Here is a 15,865-nt window from a genome sequence, read left to right on the forward strand (position 1 = left end):
TGGCGGGCGAAACTAGGGCAGGGGCGCCGGCGGGTCGATCGGCTCGACGCGCACCCGCTCCTCGTAGAGCGCGCCGCCCTCGCCGATGTCCGTGATGCGCGCGGTGATCAGCGCGTTGGCGCAGCGGCCGTCCCGGAGGTGGCCTCCCTTCGGGATGAGCGCGACGTCGCGGCGCTGGGCAGGATCGTGGCGGATCACCGCCGTCATGGCGCCGACGCGCGACGTGATCCGACAGGCGCCGCCGTCGGGCACGCCGCCGGCCGCGTCCGGGTGGACCGTGACGACGGCCGGACCGCGCTGGGGGCGCGCCCACTGCGACGACTGGGACTTCTCGGTGGAGAGCGCCATGAGCAGCAGCGGGAACTCGCTCGCGTCGGGATCCACGCGCTCCTCCGGCGCCTCGGTGATGAGGTTGACCCGGCCGCTCGGGGTCGGGAACTTGCGGTCCTCGAACAGCACCTTCGGCGCCAGCGGGTTGCGCACCGGCCCGCGCTCCAGCGTCTCGAGGGTGACGCCGAGCGGCGCGAGCTTCGGCTCCGTGACCCGCCGCTTCCAGTCGCGGGCGCTGCCGTCGAGCGCGTCGCCGAGGCCCACGCGCCGCGCGAGCGCCTGCATGATCTCGAGATCGCCCTTCACCCCGGCCGGGGGCGGGACCACGGGCGTGGAGACGCCGAGGTAATGGTGGCCGTAGGCGCCGACCACGTCGTCCGCCTCGAGGAGCGTCGTCGTGGGCAGCACGAGGTGGGCGACCCGCGCCGTGTCCGTGAGGAAGGAGTCGACAACGACGACGAACTCGCGCGTCCGGAGCGCCTCCGCGACCGTCTCCGACTCGGGCAGCATCGCGACCGGGTTGCCGGCGGTCACCCAGACGGCGCGGATCGGCGGGTCGCTCATCCCGAGCACCTCGCGTCCGAGCAGGGGCTCGCAGACGGTGCGCGGCGCCGGGCGCTCGCCCTGGAACGGCGAGAGGTCGAACGCGCCGCGCCGCTTGAAATAGAACGAGACGCCGCCGCCGGGGATGCCGAGGTTCCCGCTCACGGCCCCGAGCGCGTCGAGGGCGCGCACGATCGCCCCGCCCGAGGTGCGCCGGCCCATGCCCCAGCCCACGAGGATCGCCGTGGGCCTCTCGGCGAGGCGGCGCGCGAGGTCCAGGGCCGCGCGCTCGGGCACGTCGGCCTCGCGGCACCACGCGGCGACCGAGCTCCGCCGGGCGAGCGCGCGGAAAGCGTCGAGGTGATCGCAGTAGTCCGCGGCGCGCGGGTCGGCCCACCCCTCGTCGAAGAGCACGCGGGCGACGGCCATCGCGAGCGCGAAGTCGCCGCCGGGGCGCGGCTGATAGAACGCCCCGCAGAGCGCCGCCGTCCTGTGGTGCACCGGATCGATGAGCACGAGCTCCGCGCCGCGCGCCTTCGCCTCGCGCAGCACCGGGAGCGTGTGAGGGCTCGAGGTGAAGACGTTCTTGCCCCAGAGGAGGATGTGCCGAGCGCTCCGCAGATCGGCGAGGTCATGGCTTTCCTCCTCCCCGAAATCGGTGAGCTGCGCGGCGTCGCCCGCGCCGGAGCAGATGTCGCCGCGCTTGACCGTGACCGGCCCGAACCGCGCGAAGAACGCGTCGGCGATCCCCGTGAGGATCCCGAGCGAGCCGCCGCTCCGGTAATGGAAGATCGCGGCCGGGCCCGACTCGCGCCGGATCGCGAGGAGCCGCTCGGCCGCGGTGTCGAGCGCCTCCTCCCAGGAGACGGGCGTCAGCTCGCCGCCCTTGCGGAGCAGCGGCGTCGTCAGCCGCTCGGGCGAGTACTGGGTCTCCAGGAAGCGCGATGTGCGGTAGCAGAGGAAGCCCCGCGTGATCGGGTGGTCCGGGTCGCCGCCGAGGCGCACGACGCGGCCGTCCTCCACGGTGGCCACGATGCCGCAGGCGTCGGGGCAGTCGCGGTTACAGAGGGTCTTGCGGAGCTCCTGCATGGCAGCAGCGTAGATCGGGCGTGCAGGGCGGTACACCCGCTCTGCCCCCAGGAAGTCCGTCCGGACCTGGCCGGCCTTCCACGCCGCTCCGCGGCGGCTCCGCGCGCCGGATCAGTCGGCCGCGAGCCGCTCGGGCGCGTAGTCGCGCGAGTCGTCGCCCGAGACCTCCTGGGCGATGGCCCGCAGCTGCTCGTAGCGCTCGCGCAGGAGCGACCACAGCCGATCGCGGATGTCCCTCGAGTCGAGCCGCTCCGGCGGGCGGGTGTTGCTGAGCAGCCACTTCGCGGTGCCGTTCAGCTGGGCCAGCTCCTCCCTGGTGATCGGGATCCGGCTCTGCACATGGCTCCACCGGTCCAGGATGAGGTTCGTGATGGTGGCCGTCGCGCTCGCGGGATCGCCGGCGACGAGCGCGCGCCGGACGATGCCGAAGGTCTCGGGCACGATGCTGCGCGGGAAGTACACCTCGGCCGTGGCGAGCGTCGGGCGCAGCGCCCCGTAGAGCAGGTCGAGCTTCTCGACGACCTCGGGCGGCGGCGCGCTCTCGGGCTGCATGCGCGTCACCGCGTAGTCGAGCGCCATCGCGAGCTCCGGCAAGCTGCGGATCGCGTCGAAGCGGGACTTCGGCAGCCGGCGCCGGTGGCGCGCCGGATCGCGCGTGACGGACTGCACGGCGCGCCGGACGATCGCGAGCACCCCGCTCGCGTCGCCGCGAAAGGCCTGCACGTTGGCCGCGGGCAGATCGCTCGCCGGCATCGCGTACCGCTCGTAGCGCTCCCGATCCAGGCTCTCGTCGCCCCGGGCCCGCGGGTCGACCTGCAGCGGCGCGGCGCCGGCCGATGAGGCCGGTGCGGATCGCTCCGGGCCCGCCTGCCGCGGTTCTCGGGCGCCGGCAGGCTCTCCTGGAGAGGGCGCCGCCGCCGCGTCCTGCCTCGTCTCTCCCGGATCAGGCACCGGCCCGGATGTCGTGCTCTGGGCGGTGCTCTCGGCCTCGAGCGGTGTGGACCGGAGCGCTGGATCCCGCAGCGCCTCGAGGTCGTCTCGCGCACGCGTCATCTCGGCCATCGTACGTAAGTCGGTACTTCGGCACAAGATCCGCCGCCGCTCGATCTCGCCGTCGTTCTCTTCCTTCTCTGCCTTCTCTTCCTGCTCTTCCCGCTCTGCCTTCCGCCTCGCGGGGGATCTCGGCTTCCAGCGTCCATCGCGCACCCGCGGGCGCCGCCTCGTCCGCAGGTGTCATCGCTGCGCAAGCGTCACCCCGCACACACACACGAGCGGAGGGGTGGCCCGCGATGGGGGCGTCCACCTCCTGCGTGGATCACGCGTCGAGCGCGTCCCAGAAGGTGCGCAGATCGTCCGAGAGCGGCGCCTCGATGCGCACGCGTTCGCCTGTCATCGGGTGCGTGAGCTCCAGGAGCGCGGCGTGGAGGGCGTGGCGGTCGAGCTCGAGCGCGCGGCGGTCGTCGTCGGTGAGCACGCCGTCGGCGCCGCGCGCGAACATGCCCTCGTCCGGGCCGTAGAGCTTGTCGCCGACGAGCGGGAGGCCGCTCGTCGCGAGGTGGACCCGGATCTGGTGCTGCCGGCCGGTCTCGAGCGTGCAGCGGACGAGCGCGTAGCGCCGGCCGGTGAGCGGATCGGCGCGGCGGCCCAGCACCTCGCACGCGGTGGCCGACGCGAGGCCGCGGCCCGGCGGCGCGACCCGCATCTTGACCTTGTAGCGGCTCGCGCCGTCGAGCTCGAGCGGCAGCTCGACCCGGAACGTATCGTGCTCGGGCCAGCCCCAGGCGATCGCCGCGTAGCGCTTGACGACGCCGGTGCGCTCCTCGAACTGCGCCTTCACGGTCCGATCGGCGTCGGGCGTGCGGCAGAGCAGCAGCACGCCGCTCGTCTCCCGATCGAGCCGGTGGGCCAGGAACAGCCGCTCGCCGGGGCGCGCGGCCTCCATCATCTTGATCACGGTGCTCTTGTGGTACCGCGCCGTGGGGTGCACCGGCAGGCCCGCCGGCTTGTCGATGGCGAGCAGCGCGTCGTCCTCGTGGAGGACCGGGATCGGGGTGTCGGGCGCCTGCTCGTCCCACGGCTCGCGCCAGAGGAGGATGCACTGCTCCGGCCGGACGCGATCGCTGCCGCGCAGGCGCCGCGCCTCGGGCGAGTAGGCGCCGCGCGCGACGATCTCGGCGGCGCGCGTGCGGCTCGTCCGCTTGAGCTGGGTCTGTACGAACCGGTCGAGCCGCATCCCGGCCGACTCGGGCGGCACGCGCAGCACGGTGACGACCGACCCCTCCGGCACCTCCGCGGGGCGCACCACCGGCGTGCCGCGGCCGAAGGGGCCGCTCGTGCCGGCGAGCTCTCGCGCGCTGATCCTGGTCATGAGTGGAGCCTTGGCCTTTAGCAAAAGCGCTGGCCCTGTGGGACCGCGCAAAAGGTAAGTAATATTACAAAATCGCGCGTGAGACGACCGCGTGGGTAAGGGCGAGCCACCAGAGCTGCCCGCGGCGGCGGTGCGCGGTGTGCCGCGGGCATGGCGCTGGGGCTCGCAGCGGTCTTTCATCGCGCGTCCCGCGGACAGGGAGGTCGTGCACGGCGGCGAGGGGACCTCGGAGGGGATCGCGAGGACGCCTCGCCGGCCGTGCGAGCGCGCGCCTGTGGGTTCGGAAGCCGCGCTGTACGCGCCCCGGTTCGTGCTACACACGGCGCCCGCATGGACATCCTCTTCGCTGCGTCCGAGATCGCGCCCATCGTCAAGGTCGGCGGCCTGGCCGACGTCGTGTCGTCGCTCTCGAAGGCGCTCCGGCTGCTCGGGCACAAGGTGACGATCGCGCTGCCGCGCTACCAGGCGCTCGACTCGAGCGGGCTGATGATGGCGCGCCGCCTCACCCCGATGCCGCTCGAGGTCGATGCGAAGGTGTCGCCGGGCGGGCCGATCCAGGTGACGCTCTTCGACGGGCGGCTCAGCACGGGCGTGGAGCTCGTCGTCCTCGATGTGCCAGGCTTCCACGATCGTCCGGGCATCTACGGCGAGGAAGGGCGCGATTACGAGGACAACGCGCGCCGGTTCTCGCTGTTCTCCCGCGCCGTCGTGGAGCTCGTCCGCCAGCGCGCCCGGTCAGGCTCGCCGTTCGATATCGTCCACGCCCACGACTGGCCCACCGCCATCGTGCCGTACCTGCTCCGCCACCAGCAGGCCGTGCCCGGCCGGACCGTGCTGACGCTCCACAACGCCGCGCACCAGGGCCTCTTCCCGAAGGACGCGCTCGCGTACCTCGGCCTCGACGACGACCACTTCCGACCCGAGCGGCTCGAGTTCTACGGCCAGCTCAATTTCCTCAAGGGCGGCATCCTGGCGGCGGACGCGCTGACCACCGTCTCGACCACCTACGCGAACGAGATCCTCACGCCGAAGCAAGGCGAGCGCCTCGACGGCGTGCTCCGCACCCGGGCGAACCAGCTGTCCGGCATCGTCAACGGCATCGACTACGCCGTCTGGAACCCGATGACCGATCCGGCCATCATCGCCCGCTACGACGCGGAGGACGTGGGCAACAAGGGCCGCTGCAAGAGCGCGCTCCTCCAGGAGCTCGGGCTCGAGATCCGGCCGGATCGCCCGCTCCTCGTGTCCATCGGCAGGGTGGTCGCCCAGAAGGGCAGCGACCTGCTCGCGAACGCGATGCCGAAGATCCTGAAGGGCGACGTCAGCGTCGTCGTGGCCGGCGAGGGCGACCCCGAGCTCATGGAGAAGCTCGCCGCCGCCGCGGCCAAGGCGCCCGAGCGGGCGAAGTTCCTCGGCGGGGTGAGCGAGGCCGTCGTGCACCGGCTCATGGCGGCGGCCGACCTCGTCGTCGTGCCGTCGCGCTTCGAGCCGTGCGGCCTCGTGCAGCTCTACGCGCAGCGCTACGGCGCCGCCCCGGTGGCGTGCAGGACCGGAGGCCTCGTCGACACGATCGTCGACGTCGACGCCGCCCTGGAGACCGGCACGGGGTTCCTGTTCGACAAGCCGACGGCCACCTCGCTGCTCGGCGGCGTGCAGCGCGCCCTCGCGGCCCTCACGTCGCCCCGCTGGCCCGCGGTCCAGCGCCGCATCATGCGCCTCGACCTCGGCTGGGACCGCCCCGCGCGCCGCTACGTCCAGGTCTACCGCCAGGCCCTCGCCAGCTGAGCACCGCGCCGTCGCCGAGCCCCGCGCGCGGTCGCCTGGCTCTGCGCGCGGAACGGAAGCGGCTCGGGACACCGCGTGAAGGTGCGGCCCGACCGAGGTCAGGGGCCCTCCGCGCGACAACGTGTCGCATTGGCGTGGGGCAGGAGCCTCGCCTATAGCAGCGGCCGTGCTGGCCAGAGCCGTTGCCGGTGTGGTGCTCCTGCTGTCGCTCGCGGTGCACCCGAGGGAGGCGCGGGCGTCGGCCTGCTGCGGCGCGGGCCACGGCATGGCCCAGTGGCTCGCTCCCTCGGAGCGCGCCGCGGCGAGCTTCTCCGTCCGGCTCACGGAGCAGCTCGGGGCGTGGGCGGTGGACGGAGGCTTCGATACGTCCGGCGAGGGTGTCTACCACCGCGAGCTGAGGGCCGAGGCCGGGTGGCTGGTGCGGGCCGGAGAGCGCCTCCAGCTCGGCATCTCCGTCCCGATGATGGTCACCTGGAGCGGGGTGGGGCTCGGCGATGCGTCGTCCGGCGGCGGGCCGGGCGACCTCGGCGCGGCAGCCAGGATCGCGCTCATCGAGGGCGCGGCGTCGCCGTGGATCCCGTCCGCCGCGTTCACGCTCGGCGTGACGCTCCCGACCGGGCGCGGCCCGAGCACCGGGACGGCGCCGTTCGACGCGGGCGTGGGCGGCGTGACCGGCGCCCGCGCGATGGGCGTCGACATGACGGGCGCCGACACGACCGGCCTCGGGGTGGCCGAGATCCGGCCGGGGATGGTCCTCGAGAAGTCGTGGGGCTCGTTCCACGCGCTGCTCTCCGCCTCGACCAGCTTCCGCACCAGCCACCGTCTCCCCGACGGCGACGCGGTGCGGTCCGCGCCCCGCGTGCAGCTCCTCGCCGCGGCGGGGCCCGCGTGGCCCTCCGGCGCGTCGCTCACCGTGGGCGTGCTCCACGAGCGCGAGGGCGCGCCGCGCGAGGTCGAGCCGGGCCCGGGCCCCCGCATGCCCATGGGAGAGGAGCGCGTGCGGACGGCGCTGCTCGCCGTGCTGGCCCACGACATCGGCGCGCGCTGGACCGCCGTCGGCAACCTCCAGGTGGACGTGCCGATCTCCGGGATCGGCCGCAACGAGGGCGCGTTCGCCGCCCTGTCGGCAGGCCTTCGCTACGTGTGGGGAAGACGTGATTGAACCTCGTGAACAGCCTTCGCCGAAGTCACCCGCCAGGCGCCGCGCGGCGAGCGCCTGCGCCGCGCTGATCGCGGCGCTCGCCGTCCTCTCGCCGGTTGGCTGCGGCTCCCGGGACGTGGAGCCGGATGCCGGCAACCGGCTCGACGTCGGCGTGAACGGGCGCATCGAGTTCGCGGTGGAGTCGATCGAGCCGATCAAGCGAGGCTTCAACACCTTCCACGTGCGGCTCACGTGGACCGACTCGGGGAACCCGGTGCAGCGGATCAAGCTCCGCGTCTACGCGAGCATGACGAGCATGGGGCACGGGTCCGTGCACGAGGGCAAGGAGATCGAGCCCGGCCTGTACGAGGTCGCCGACGTGCCCTTCGGGATGAGGGGCCTCTGGGACGTGCAATACAGGGCCCTGGCCTCGTCCCTCATCGACGAGGCGGCATTCGAGTTCGACGTCCACTAGGCTGACGCCTCGTGCGAGCCCCTACAGAACGCTCCGAGCGAGCCCGTACCGAACGCTCCGTGCGAGCCCTCCCAGCGCCGACGCATCACCCGCGCAGCGGGCCGGGCGCGCGGCGGCGCGGCCCCCTCTCGTCCTGCGCGGCGGCGCTGCTCTCGGTCGCGACGCTGCTCTCGGTCGCCGCGTTCCCGGCGCCGGCCTCGGCCAACGGCCGCTTCCCGGCCGCAGGCCTGATCGCGTCGCACCCGAGCGATCCGTCGCGCCTCATGGTCCGCGCGACCTACGGCCTGCTCGCCTCGCACGACGGCGGCGAGCGCTGGCGCTGGATCTGCGAGCCGGTCGTCGGCTTCGACGGGAACGAGGATCCGATGATCTCCTTCCTCGCCGACGGGACGATCATCGCCGGGGTCTTCGACGGCCTGAGCGCGTCGAAGAACGGCGGCTGCGACTGGTCGCTCGCCCAGGGCGATCTGATGAACCGCTACGTCATCGATCTTTCGGCCGATCGTGAGGACCCCTCCCGCGCCGTGCTCGTCGTCAGCATGGGGCTCGGGGCGGGTCGGTTCCTGACCCAGCTCTGGGAGACGAGCGACAACGCGGACAGCTGGACGAAGGCCGCCGTCGATCTGCCCGACGATTTCCTCGCCCACACGGTCGACGCAGCCCCCTCGGACCGCGCTCGCGTCTACGTGAGCGGCCGCTACGGCGCGCCCGACTACGCCGGGGCCCTCCAGCGCACCGACGATCGCGGCGCGACCTGGGAGCGGCTCGACATCCCGGGGAGCGACGACATGCACCTGCCGTTCCTGGGCGCGATCGATCCCGTCGACCCCGACATCGTCTACGTGCGGCTCGACGGCGATCCGACCGATGCGCTGCTCGTCTCGAAGGACGGAGGGCGCAGCTTCACCACCGCCTTCGAGAGCGCCGGCGACCTCCTCGGGTTCGCGCTCTCGCCGGACGGCGCGACCGTGATCGTGGGCGGGCCGCAGGACGGGATCTGGCGCGCGCCGGCCGCGTCGCTCGAGTTCGAGAAGATCTCGGACGTCGGCGCGCGGTGCTTGACCTGGACCGCCGAGGCGCTCTTCGCGTGCGGCGACGAGTTCGCCGACGGCTTCACGGTGGGCCGATCGATCGACGACGGCGAGAGCTTCTCGGCGCTGCTGCACCTCGACGGGCTCTGCGGGCCGATCGAGTGCGCGCCGGAGAGCGGCGCGACCTCGACCTGCGCTCCGCTGTGGGGTGCGACGGAGCTGACCATCGGCTCCCAGCAGTGCGACGGCGCCGCAGCGACCGGCAGTAGCGGCGGGGGATCCGAGCCGCCGCCAGCGGAGGCGTCGGACGGGTGCGGGTGCAAGATCGGCGCGGCAGGCGCGACGAGGGGCGAGGGCGCCGCGCCGTTCGCCAGCAGCGCGATCGGGTTCGCGCTCGCGGCGGGCGTCGCGAGCGCGCGGCGGCGCAGGCGCGCTCGCTAGCGCGGCGACACGAGCGAGCGAGCGCGCCGGCGGCCGGGAGCGCGAGCGCGACGGCACACGAGCGAGCGCGACGGCGCAGGCGCGCTGGCGAGCGAGACGGCGCTCGTGTGCAGGCGAGCGCCACATAACCGCTTATGGAAGCGCGCTCGCATGGCCCAGGAAGAAGGGTACGGACGGAGAGGCCGGACCGACTCGGCGCCGTCCGCGGGAGAGCCGGACGGGCAAGCCGTCGCCTGGTTCGTTTCTGGATCTACGTCCTCGTGGGCTGGCGTAGACTGAGGGTGCCTCGGCTCCGGCCAGCGCGTGAATGGCCCCTAGAGACCTTCCCAGATCGCCGCTCGCCGTCTTCCTGCGCGCTCACAGCGCGGAGATCCTGGAGGCATGGGAGCGCGCCGAGCGTCGCCGCGCGCCGGGCGAGCAGTCCCCCGGCTACATCGCGCTGCGCGCCGAGCTCCCCTCCATCTTCGCGCGCCTCGCCGAGCGCCTCGAGGCGGCCGTGGCCGCCGCGGCGGCGCCGCCGGGCGGCGACGAGCCGGACGCGTGGGGCGGCGTCGAGTCCGTGTCGGTCGAGTTCCCCGAGCCGCTGCTCGGCTTCCGCGTGCTCGACAAGCTCCGCGACGGGTTCGAGCTGGAAGACGTCGCCGCTCACTACTCGGTGCTGCGCCGCTGCGTGCTCCGGATGCTCGAGCGGACGGGCACGCAGCCGTCGTGGGTCGAGATGACGATCCTGCACGAGGTGCTCGATCAGGTGATCATCGATCCGGCGACGCGGAGCGCCGCGCTCCGCGAGCGCGCGCTCGGCGCGCTCGATCGCGTCTCGGCCGAGGGTATGGGCAACGTGCACATCGATCGGCTGCTGCGGCGGCTGGTCGAGGTGCTCGTCGAATCGGCGCGGTCGGTCGACTGGGCGGTGATGCTGCTGCTCGAGGGCGAGGTGCTGCGGATCCGCGCCGGCATCGGCGTCGACGAGGCGCTGTGGGGCCTGCGCGCGTACAGGCTGGCGGAGGGCTTCGTCGGGCGCGTGGTCCGCGAGCGGCGCCCGGTGGCGCTGCGCTCGGCGGCGCCGGATCCGCTGGCCACCGACGCCGGGGGCGGCGCGGCGGGGCCCGAGTCCGGGGCGCAGAGCGAGCGCCCGAGCGACGCGCTCCACGCGCTCTACGGCGTGCCGATGCTCTCGGAGGGCCGGCTCGTCGGCGTCACGGTCGTGAGCTCCCGCCGCGTGGCGGAGTTCTCCGAGGGAGACCGGCTGCTCTTCAAGAAGGCGGCCGAGCGCGCGGCCGCGCTCGCGACCCAGGCCCAGCTGCGCGAGCAGCTCGCCGCGGAGCGCGGCCGGTTCGAGGCGGCGATCCAGAGGCTCCCGGTCGGCGTGGTGGTCGCGGAGGGAGCGTCGGGCGCCATCGCGCTCAACAACCGCAGGTTCGCGGAGATCGTCCGCGGCCCCGAGGAGACCCCGAGCCACGCGCCGCTGCGGACGCTGCTGAGCGAGACCGACGACGACCAGCGCGCGCGCTGGCTGCTCCACCGGGCGCTGCACGGCGGCGAGACGGTCTCCCGCGACGAGATGGAGTTCATCCGCGCGGACGGAGAGCGCCGCCTCGGGAGCTTCAGCGTGGCCCCCGTGCGCGACGCCGACGGGCGCATCACCGCGGCGGTGATGACGCTCGAGGACGTGACCGAGCTCAGGAAGGCGGAGCGCGCGCGGCAGCTCCTGCTCGAGGCGAGCGCGCTGATGGCGGAGTCGCTCGACCACGACGGGACGATCGAGCAGGTGGTGCGCCTCGGGGGCGAGCGCTTCGCCGACCTCTGCGCGCTCGATCTCGACGACGGCGGCGGCGCCCCGCGGCTCGTCGCGTCCGCGCGCCTGCCCGAGGCGCGGGCGCTCCTGCCGAGGCTGCTCAAGCACCCGCCGCTGCTGCTCGGCGACGCCGCCTCGCTGGCCGAGGCGACGGCGCGCAGGGAGGCGACGCTGATCCCGCTGGTCACCGATCCGTGGCTGCAGCGGATCGCCCGCGGGCCGGAGCACCTCTCGGCGCTGCGAGAGCTCGGCGCCCGCTCGGCGATCCTCGTCCCGCTCGTGGCGCGCGGCCGCAGGCTCGGCCTGCTGAGCCTCTGGACCGTGGATCGCGAGCTCCGGCAAGACGATACGGGCGTGGCCGCGGAGCTCGGGCGCTTCGCGTCGCTGGCCATCGAGAGCGCGCGGCTGCACGGCGAGGCGGCGCGATCGAGGTGACGCCGCTCGTGCCTCGGGCGTGATCGGACGGCAACGCCCGCTGGCGGCGTCGGGCTATCCCTGCCCGCCCTCGTGGTCCGCGTCGGGGTGAGCTCGGCGGTTCGCCGGAGCGAGCCCGGCGGGTTCGTCCGAGGCGACGCCGGGAGGCGCGGGCGAGCGCGCGGCGGCTTGCGTCGCGGGGATAGATGAGGCGAAGCTCCCGCTCTCGCACACGACCGTATGACAAACACCAACCAAGAACGTCCCCTCGCTGTGCTCGTCGGGGTGCAGCTCCCCGGCGTCGACGATGTCGAGCACGCCGCCGATCTGGCCGAGCTCGGCCGCCTCGTGCACACGCTCGGCTTCGATGTGATCGCGACCGTGTCGCAGCGGCGCGGCGCGCTCGCGGCGGCCGCGGTGCTCGGGGAGGGTAAGCTCAGGGAGCTCGCGGAGCTCACGGGCGGCAGCGGCGTCGTGCCCTCGGGCGCGCCGGAGCGAAAGAACAAGGCGCGCGCGCGCCGGGCCGCGGAGAGCGGCGACGGCGACGAGGACGACGTCGAGCTCGGCGGAGACGACGGCGACGACGCGGGCGACGACGGCGGCGCGGAGCCGCGCGCGGGCGGCGCCGGGCAGGCGGCGCGCCTGGCGACGGTCGTGGCGGTCGATCACGACATCTCGCCGAGCCAGGCGCGCAACCTGGAGCGGGCGACGGGCGCGCAGGTGCTCGACCGGGCGGGCGTGATCATCGAGATCTTCCACCGCCACGCGCGGAGCCGGGAGGCGAAGCTCGAGGTCGAGATCGCGCGGCTCAACTACGTCGCGCCGCGGCTCCGGGAGACGGGCGGCGGCGGGGACCGGCAGCGCGGCGGGATCGGCGGCAAGGGCGCCGGCGAGAGCGCGCTCGAGCTCGATCGGCGCAAGATCCGCGACCGCATCGCGGAGCTGAAGGAGGAGCTCACGGCGGTCCAGCGCGAGCAGTCGACGCGCCGCGCGCTCCGGCAAGGGCAGCGCCGCGTCGCGCTGGTCGGCTACACGAACGCGGGGAAGTCGTCGCTGATGCGGGCGCTGACGGGCAGCGAGGTGCTCGTCGCCGACAAGCTCTTCGCGACGCTCGACACGACGGTGCGCGCGCTCCACCCGGAGGTGCGCCCGCGGATCCTCGTCTCGGATACGGTCGGCTTCATCAAGAAGCTGCCGCACGATCTCGTGGCGAGCTTCCGCTCGACGCTGGACGAGGCGCTCGAGGCGTCGCTCCTGCTCTACGTGGCCGACGCGTCGGACCCGACCTTCCGCGATCAGCTCGCGGTGACGCGCGGCGTGCTCTCCGAGATCGGCGCGAGCGAGGTGCCGAGCCGGCTCCTGCTGAACAAGGTGGACCGGCTCTCCGAGGAGGAGCGGGACGCGCTGCGCCTCGAGTTCCCCGAGGCGACGCTGCTTTCGGCGAAGACCTCGGCCGACGTGGCGGCGCTGCGGGAGGCGATCATCGCGTTCTTCGAGCAGTCGATGGTGGAGGCCGAGCTGCTCTTGCCGTACGCGAAGCAGGGGCTCATCGGGGAGATCTACGAGAACGCGCGCGTGCTCTCGGAGGAGTACGACGACGCCGGCGGCCGGCTCTCGGTGCGGGCGCACGCGGCGGCGCTCGATCGGCTGCGCAGCCTGCTCGCGCGCTGAGGGCGCGGCGGGCGGCGCTGGCGCGAGCGGCGTCGGCGCGCGCAGCGCTGGCGCGCATGGCGTCAGCGCGGGCGGGCGGCGCGGGCGCGCACAGCGTCGGCGTGGGCGGCGATGGCGCGCGCCTCGTCAGCCTGCAGGCGTCGCCGCCTGCGGCGGCGGCGCAGGACGATGCCGATCGCGAACGCCAGGAGGTGGAGCCCAGCAATCACCGCGACGAGGAGCCACCGCTGCACGCGCGGAGCGTAGCACCGGAGCGCCGGAGCGCGGGTGTCCGGGGCGCGTGGTACGCTCCGCTGTCCACCGTCGCTCCGCGCCATGAGCTCCTCCACCGACGCAGCGCTCGAAGCGATCGTCCAACGCGGGCTGGAAGCTTACCGCGCGGGGCGGTTCTTCGAGGCGCACGAGCTGTGGGAGTCCGGATGGCGCGACGAGCCGGACCCCGTGAGGAAGACGTTTCTCCAGGGGCTCATCCTCGTCGCCGCGGCCCTGCACAAGCTCACGAGGATGCAGAGCCCACCGGGGGCGTTGCGCCTGCTCGACAAGGCGCGCGCTCGGCTCGCGGGAACGCCTGACGGCATGGGCGGGCTGGCGATCCGGCTGCTCGTCGACGACATCACCCGCGCAGCGGTCGCGATCGAGCAGCTCGTGAGCGGAGAGAGAACCGAGATCGACGCCTCGCTTCTGCCCAGGATGGAGATCGCGGACGACGTCGCGCCGCCATCGCCGTCCGGGGCGCGTCCGCGGCCGTGAGCTTCTGACCCGAACGGGCTCCGCAGTCGATTCTGCGCTCGTCGCGTGCGACATGGGACGCTGGCGTGACATCGTTTGCCTGAGTGGTGTTCGCGCATGGGAAGCGCCCGTGTGGGGGGATATCGTGGCAGACGGGTACTGTGGAACCGGAGTGGAGGGGACGGCGAGCGCCGAGCCTCGAGCCAAGCTGCAAACCGAAAGGAGCCGCGTGACACGGCGCAAGCAGATCCTGATCGTCGACGACGACCAGGAGATCCGGGAAATGCTCGAGATCACGCTGGAGGAGGAGGGCTATGACGTCCTCTCGGCGAGCGATGGCGAGGCCGCGCTCGCGCTGCTGGAGCGCAACCGGCCGAATCTCATCCTGCTCGACATGCGCATGCCGGTGATGGACGGTTGGGGGTTCGCCCGCGCGTACGCGTCGTGTCCTGGTCCGCGCGCGCCCATCCTCGTGATGACGGCCGCGGTGGACGCCGGCACCTGGGCCCGCGAGGTGGGCGCGTGCGCGTCGGTCGCAAAGCCGTTCGATCTGAACCGCCTGCTCGATTCGATCGCGGCGCACGCGGGGTGCCCGCCCGGCCCGAGCCCGGCCTCCGCCTGAGCACGCCCGGGCCGGGCGCGGGCCCGGCGCGCTGCCTGAGCGAGGGGCCATGCCAGGCGCGAGCCGGGCGCTGAGCGACTTATCTGAGCGGGGTCATGCCGGGCGCGAGCCCGGCGCGCTGCGTGAGGGGGTTATCCGAGCGGGGTCATCCGTGGCATCAGCCCGGCCGAGGCCGCGGCGGATCTGCCGCGGCGCCAGGCGGTGGATCAGCCGCCCGTGGCGCGGCGCATCGCGCAGAGGAGGTCGCCGCGGCACGGGTCGGTGGGAGCGCGGCGGTCGGTCGTGTCTGGCGCCGCTGGGCCAGGCTTGGCGCGCGTCGCCGCGGCTGCGCCCGTGGCCCGCGCGCGGTTCTCGGGCGCGCGCCGCGAGGCGACTGCGTCGTCGGGCGCGTCGCCGGCGCTGTTGCGCTCGACAGGAGGCGCGGCCAGCGCGCGCTCGGCGGGCGCCTCGATGCGCGGGAGCCGCGCCTCGACCGCGCGCGCGGCGGCGGCGAGGCCGGCCGTCGCGCGAGGGCCGGTGGCGGCGGCATCCGGGGCAGAGATGCCCGCCGTGAGGGCCGCGATCGCGCCGGCGCCTGCGAGCAGGATGGCGATCGAGCGGGCGCGCCATGCGCGCGCCGGCGCGTCGAGCGCCGGCGCCTCAGGCACGGGTGCGGACGCGGGCGGCTCGCCGAACGGGAAGATCGGCAAGAGGTCGAGGACCTGGGGGCGGGCGCCCTCCTCGCCGGCCTTCAGCGCGGTCAGGTCGATCTGTCCCGAGGACGCGTCGCGCTCCTCGCTCGCGGCGCGCGCCGCGGGCGGGGCCGTGACGGCGGCGTCCTCCGTGGTCGCCGGCGTATCCAGCGAGGGCATGTCCAGCGAGGGCGCGTCCACCGAGAACGAGACGGATGTGTCCTCTCCGGGGCTGGTGACGGCGGCTCGCGGTTCGTTCCACCACTCCTCGTGCTGCGTGTACTTCATGGTTGCTCCCGCTTCAGCCGTATCGGTCGAGCGCTGGAGTCGCGCGCCTGCGCCGGCCGGTCGGCATGTCCTTTCGAGATTTGGACATGCACACGCGCGCGCGCTTGGGCCCGTCGCGCGCCCAGGCCCACGCTCATCGACCGCGATCGCGGGGCGTTGCGATCGATTCCGCCCCGTGCGCGCGCCGGTGTTCGCCGCGTTCGCCGCGTGCCTCGCGTTCGCCGAGCTCGCCGCGTTCGCCGTGACGCACGCGCCTGCTACCGAGGTCGGGGAGCACCTGAAGCGGGCCCGTCGGCGGCGTTCGCGATCTTGCGAGCGGGCTCGTGACGCCCATACTTCGACCGCTCGGATCGCCGAGGGCGTGCAGCCGGCGGGGCCTCATGACCGCGTGCGCTCGGGGAAGTTGGTTGCGATCGGGGCGTTCCTCGTCGAACAGAAGTTCCCACGCAAACGCGAATCGGATACTTGAGGT

14 protein-coding genes are annotated in these 15,865 nt (G+C 73.9%); 9 read left to right on the forward strand and 5 right to left on the reverse strand.

What is annotated here, in order from left to right:
- Positions 1–12: 12 nt before the first annotated feature.
- The 3 genes from WMF14_RS17930 to WMF14_RS17940 all read right to left on the reverse strand — a co-directional run bounded on the left by WMF14_RS17930 (position 13) and on the right by WMF14_RS17940 (position 4,330).
- Entirely contained in the window at positions 13–1,962 is a 1,950-nt protein-coding gene (locus WMF14_RS17930; protein ID WP_437802439.1) for a molybdopterin-dependent oxidoreductase, read from the reverse strand.
- A gap of 111 nt (positions 1,963–2,073) precedes the next feature.
- Positions 2,074–3,015, reverse strand: coding sequence for a hypothetical protein (locus tag WMF14_RS17935; protein WP_437802441.1), 942 nt, complete (start codon positions 3,013–3,015; stop codon positions 2,074–2,076).
- Between the two features lie 262 nt (positions 3,016–3,277).
- Positions 3,278–4,330 carry an RluA family pseudouridine synthase gene (locus WMF14_RS17940; protein ID WP_272098375.1) on the reverse strand — a complete coding sequence of 351 codons (1,053 nt, stop codon included), beginning with the start codon at positions 4,328–4,330 and terminating at the stop codon, positions 3,278–3,280.
- 330 nt (positions 4,331–4,660) lie between these two features.
- Between WMF14_RS17940 and glgA the strand changes: the two genes are divergently transcribed.
- From glgA to hflX, 6 genes are all read left to right on the forward strand, one after another.
- Entirely contained in the window at positions 4,661–6,115 is a 1,455-nt protein-coding gene (gene glgA, locus WMF14_RS17945; protein ID WP_272098376.1) for a glycogen synthase GlgA, read from the forward strand.
- A 166-nt stretch (positions 6,116–6,281) separates the two neighbouring features.
- Positions 6,282–7,277: a hypothetical protein gene (locus tag WMF14_RS17950; protein WP_437802444.1), complete on the forward strand. Its 996-nt coding sequence runs from the start codon at positions 6,282–6,284 to the stop codon at positions 7,275–7,277.
- On the forward strand, positions 7,270–7,731 hold the full coding sequence (locus WMF14_RS17955) for a FixH family protein (RefSeq protein ID WP_437802445.1): 462 nt from the start codon (positions 7,270–7,272) through the stop codon (positions 7,729–7,731). The genes WMF14_RS17950 and WMF14_RS17955 overlap by 8 nt, the downstream gene beginning before the upstream one ends.
- A gap of 59 nt (positions 7,732–7,790) precedes the next feature.
- Positions 7,791–9,203, forward strand: a complete 1,413-nt coding sequence (locus WMF14_RS17960) for a WD40/YVTN/BNR-like repeat-containing protein (RefSeq protein ID WP_437802447.1) — start codon at positions 7,791–7,793, stop codon at positions 9,201–9,203.
- 307 nt (positions 9,204–9,510) lie between these two features.
- Positions 9,511–11,433, forward strand: coding sequence for a GAF domain-containing protein (locus WMF14_RS17965; RefSeq protein WP_437802449.1), 1,923 nt, complete (start codon positions 9,511–9,513; stop codon positions 11,431–11,433).
- A 219-nt stretch (positions 11,434–11,652) separates the two neighbouring features.
- Positions 11,653–13,083, forward strand: a complete 1,431-nt coding sequence (gene hflX / locus WMF14_RS17970) for a GTPase HflX (protein ID WP_272098381.1) — start codon at positions 11,653–11,655, stop codon at positions 13,081–13,083.
- A gap of 62 nt (positions 13,084–13,145) precedes the next feature.
- Here hflX and WMF14_RS17975 read toward each other — a convergent pair whose 3' ends face one another.
- Positions 13,146–13,316, reverse strand: coding sequence for a hypothetical protein (locus WMF14_RS17975; protein WP_272098382.1), 171 nt, complete (start codon positions 13,314–13,316; stop codon positions 13,146–13,148).
- A gap of 82 nt (positions 13,317–13,398) precedes the next feature.
- Here WMF14_RS17975 and WMF14_RS17980 point away from each other — a divergent pair, with 82 nt between their 5' ends.
- Positions 13,399–13,833 carry a DUF309 domain-containing protein gene (locus WMF14_RS17980; RefSeq protein ID WP_272098383.1) on the forward strand — a complete coding sequence of 145 codons (435 nt, stop codon included), beginning with the start codon at positions 13,399–13,401 and terminating at the stop codon, positions 13,831–13,833.
- Positions 13,834–14,041: 208 nt separating this feature from the next.
- Positions 14,042–14,434 carry a response regulator gene (locus tag WMF14_RS17985; RefSeq protein WP_272098384.1) on the forward strand — a complete coding sequence of 131 codons (393 nt, stop codon included), beginning with the start codon at positions 14,042–14,044 and terminating at the stop codon, positions 14,432–14,434.
- 206 nt (positions 14,435–14,640) lie between these two features.
- Here the strand turns inward: WMF14_RS17985 and WMF14_RS17990 are convergent, their stop codons facing one another.
- Positions 14,641–15,393, reverse strand: coding sequence for a hypothetical protein (locus WMF14_RS17990; RefSeq protein ID WP_272098385.1), 753 nt, complete (start codon positions 15,391–15,393; stop codon positions 14,641–14,643).
- A 175-nt stretch (positions 15,394–15,568) separates the two neighbouring features.
- Here WMF14_RS17990 and WMF14_RS17995 point away from each other — a divergent pair, with 175 nt between their 5' ends.
- A complete protein-coding gene (locus tag WMF14_RS17995; RefSeq protein ID WP_437802452.1) occupies positions 15,569–15,862 on the forward strand; it encodes a hypothetical protein in 294 nt (97 codons plus the stop codon).
- Positions 15,863–15,865: the final 3 nt, after the last annotated feature.

The organism is Sorangium sp. So ce693, assembly GCF_051521375.1.
In the GTDB taxonomy this organism is placed as follows: domain Bacteria; phylum Myxococcota_A; class Polyangia; order Polyangiales; family Polyangiaceae; genus Sorangium; species Sorangium atrum.

What these genes read in the sequence shown, in the direction of transcription:
- WMF14_RS17930 (WP_437802439.1), bottom strand. Translation starts at nt 1,962, where the DNA reads ATGCAGGAGCTCCGCAAGACCCTCTGTAACCGCGACTGCCCCGACGCC.
- WMF14_RS17935 (WP_437802441.1), bottom strand. Translation starts at nt 3,015, where the DNA reads ATGACGCGTGCGCGAGACGACCTCGAGGCGCTGCGGGATCCAGCGCTC.
- WMF14_RS17940 (WP_272098375.1), bottom strand. Translation starts at nt 4,330, where the DNA reads ATGACCAGGATCAGCGCGCGAGAGCTCGCCGGCACGAGCGGCCCCTTC.
- glgA (WP_272098376.1), top strand. Translation starts at nt 4,661, where the DNA reads ATGGACATCCTCTTCGCTGCGTCCGAGATCGCGCCCATCGTCAAGGTC.
- WMF14_RS17965 (WP_437802449.1), top strand. Translation starts at nt 9,511, where the DNA reads ATGGCCCCTAGAGACCTTCCCAGATCGCCGCTCGCCGTCTTCCTGCGC.
- hflX (WP_272098381.1), top strand. Translation starts at nt 11,653, where the DNA reads ATGACAAACACCAACCAAGAACGTCCCCTCGCTGTGCTCGTCGGGGTG.
- WMF14_RS17980 (WP_272098383.1), top strand. Translation starts at nt 13,399, where the DNA reads ATGAGCTCCTCCACCGACGCAGCGCTCGAAGCGATCGTCCAACGCGGG.
- WMF14_RS17990 (WP_272098385.1), bottom strand. Translation starts at nt 15,393, where the DNA reads ATGAAGTACACGCAGCACGAGGAGTGGTGGAACGAACCGCGAGCCGCC.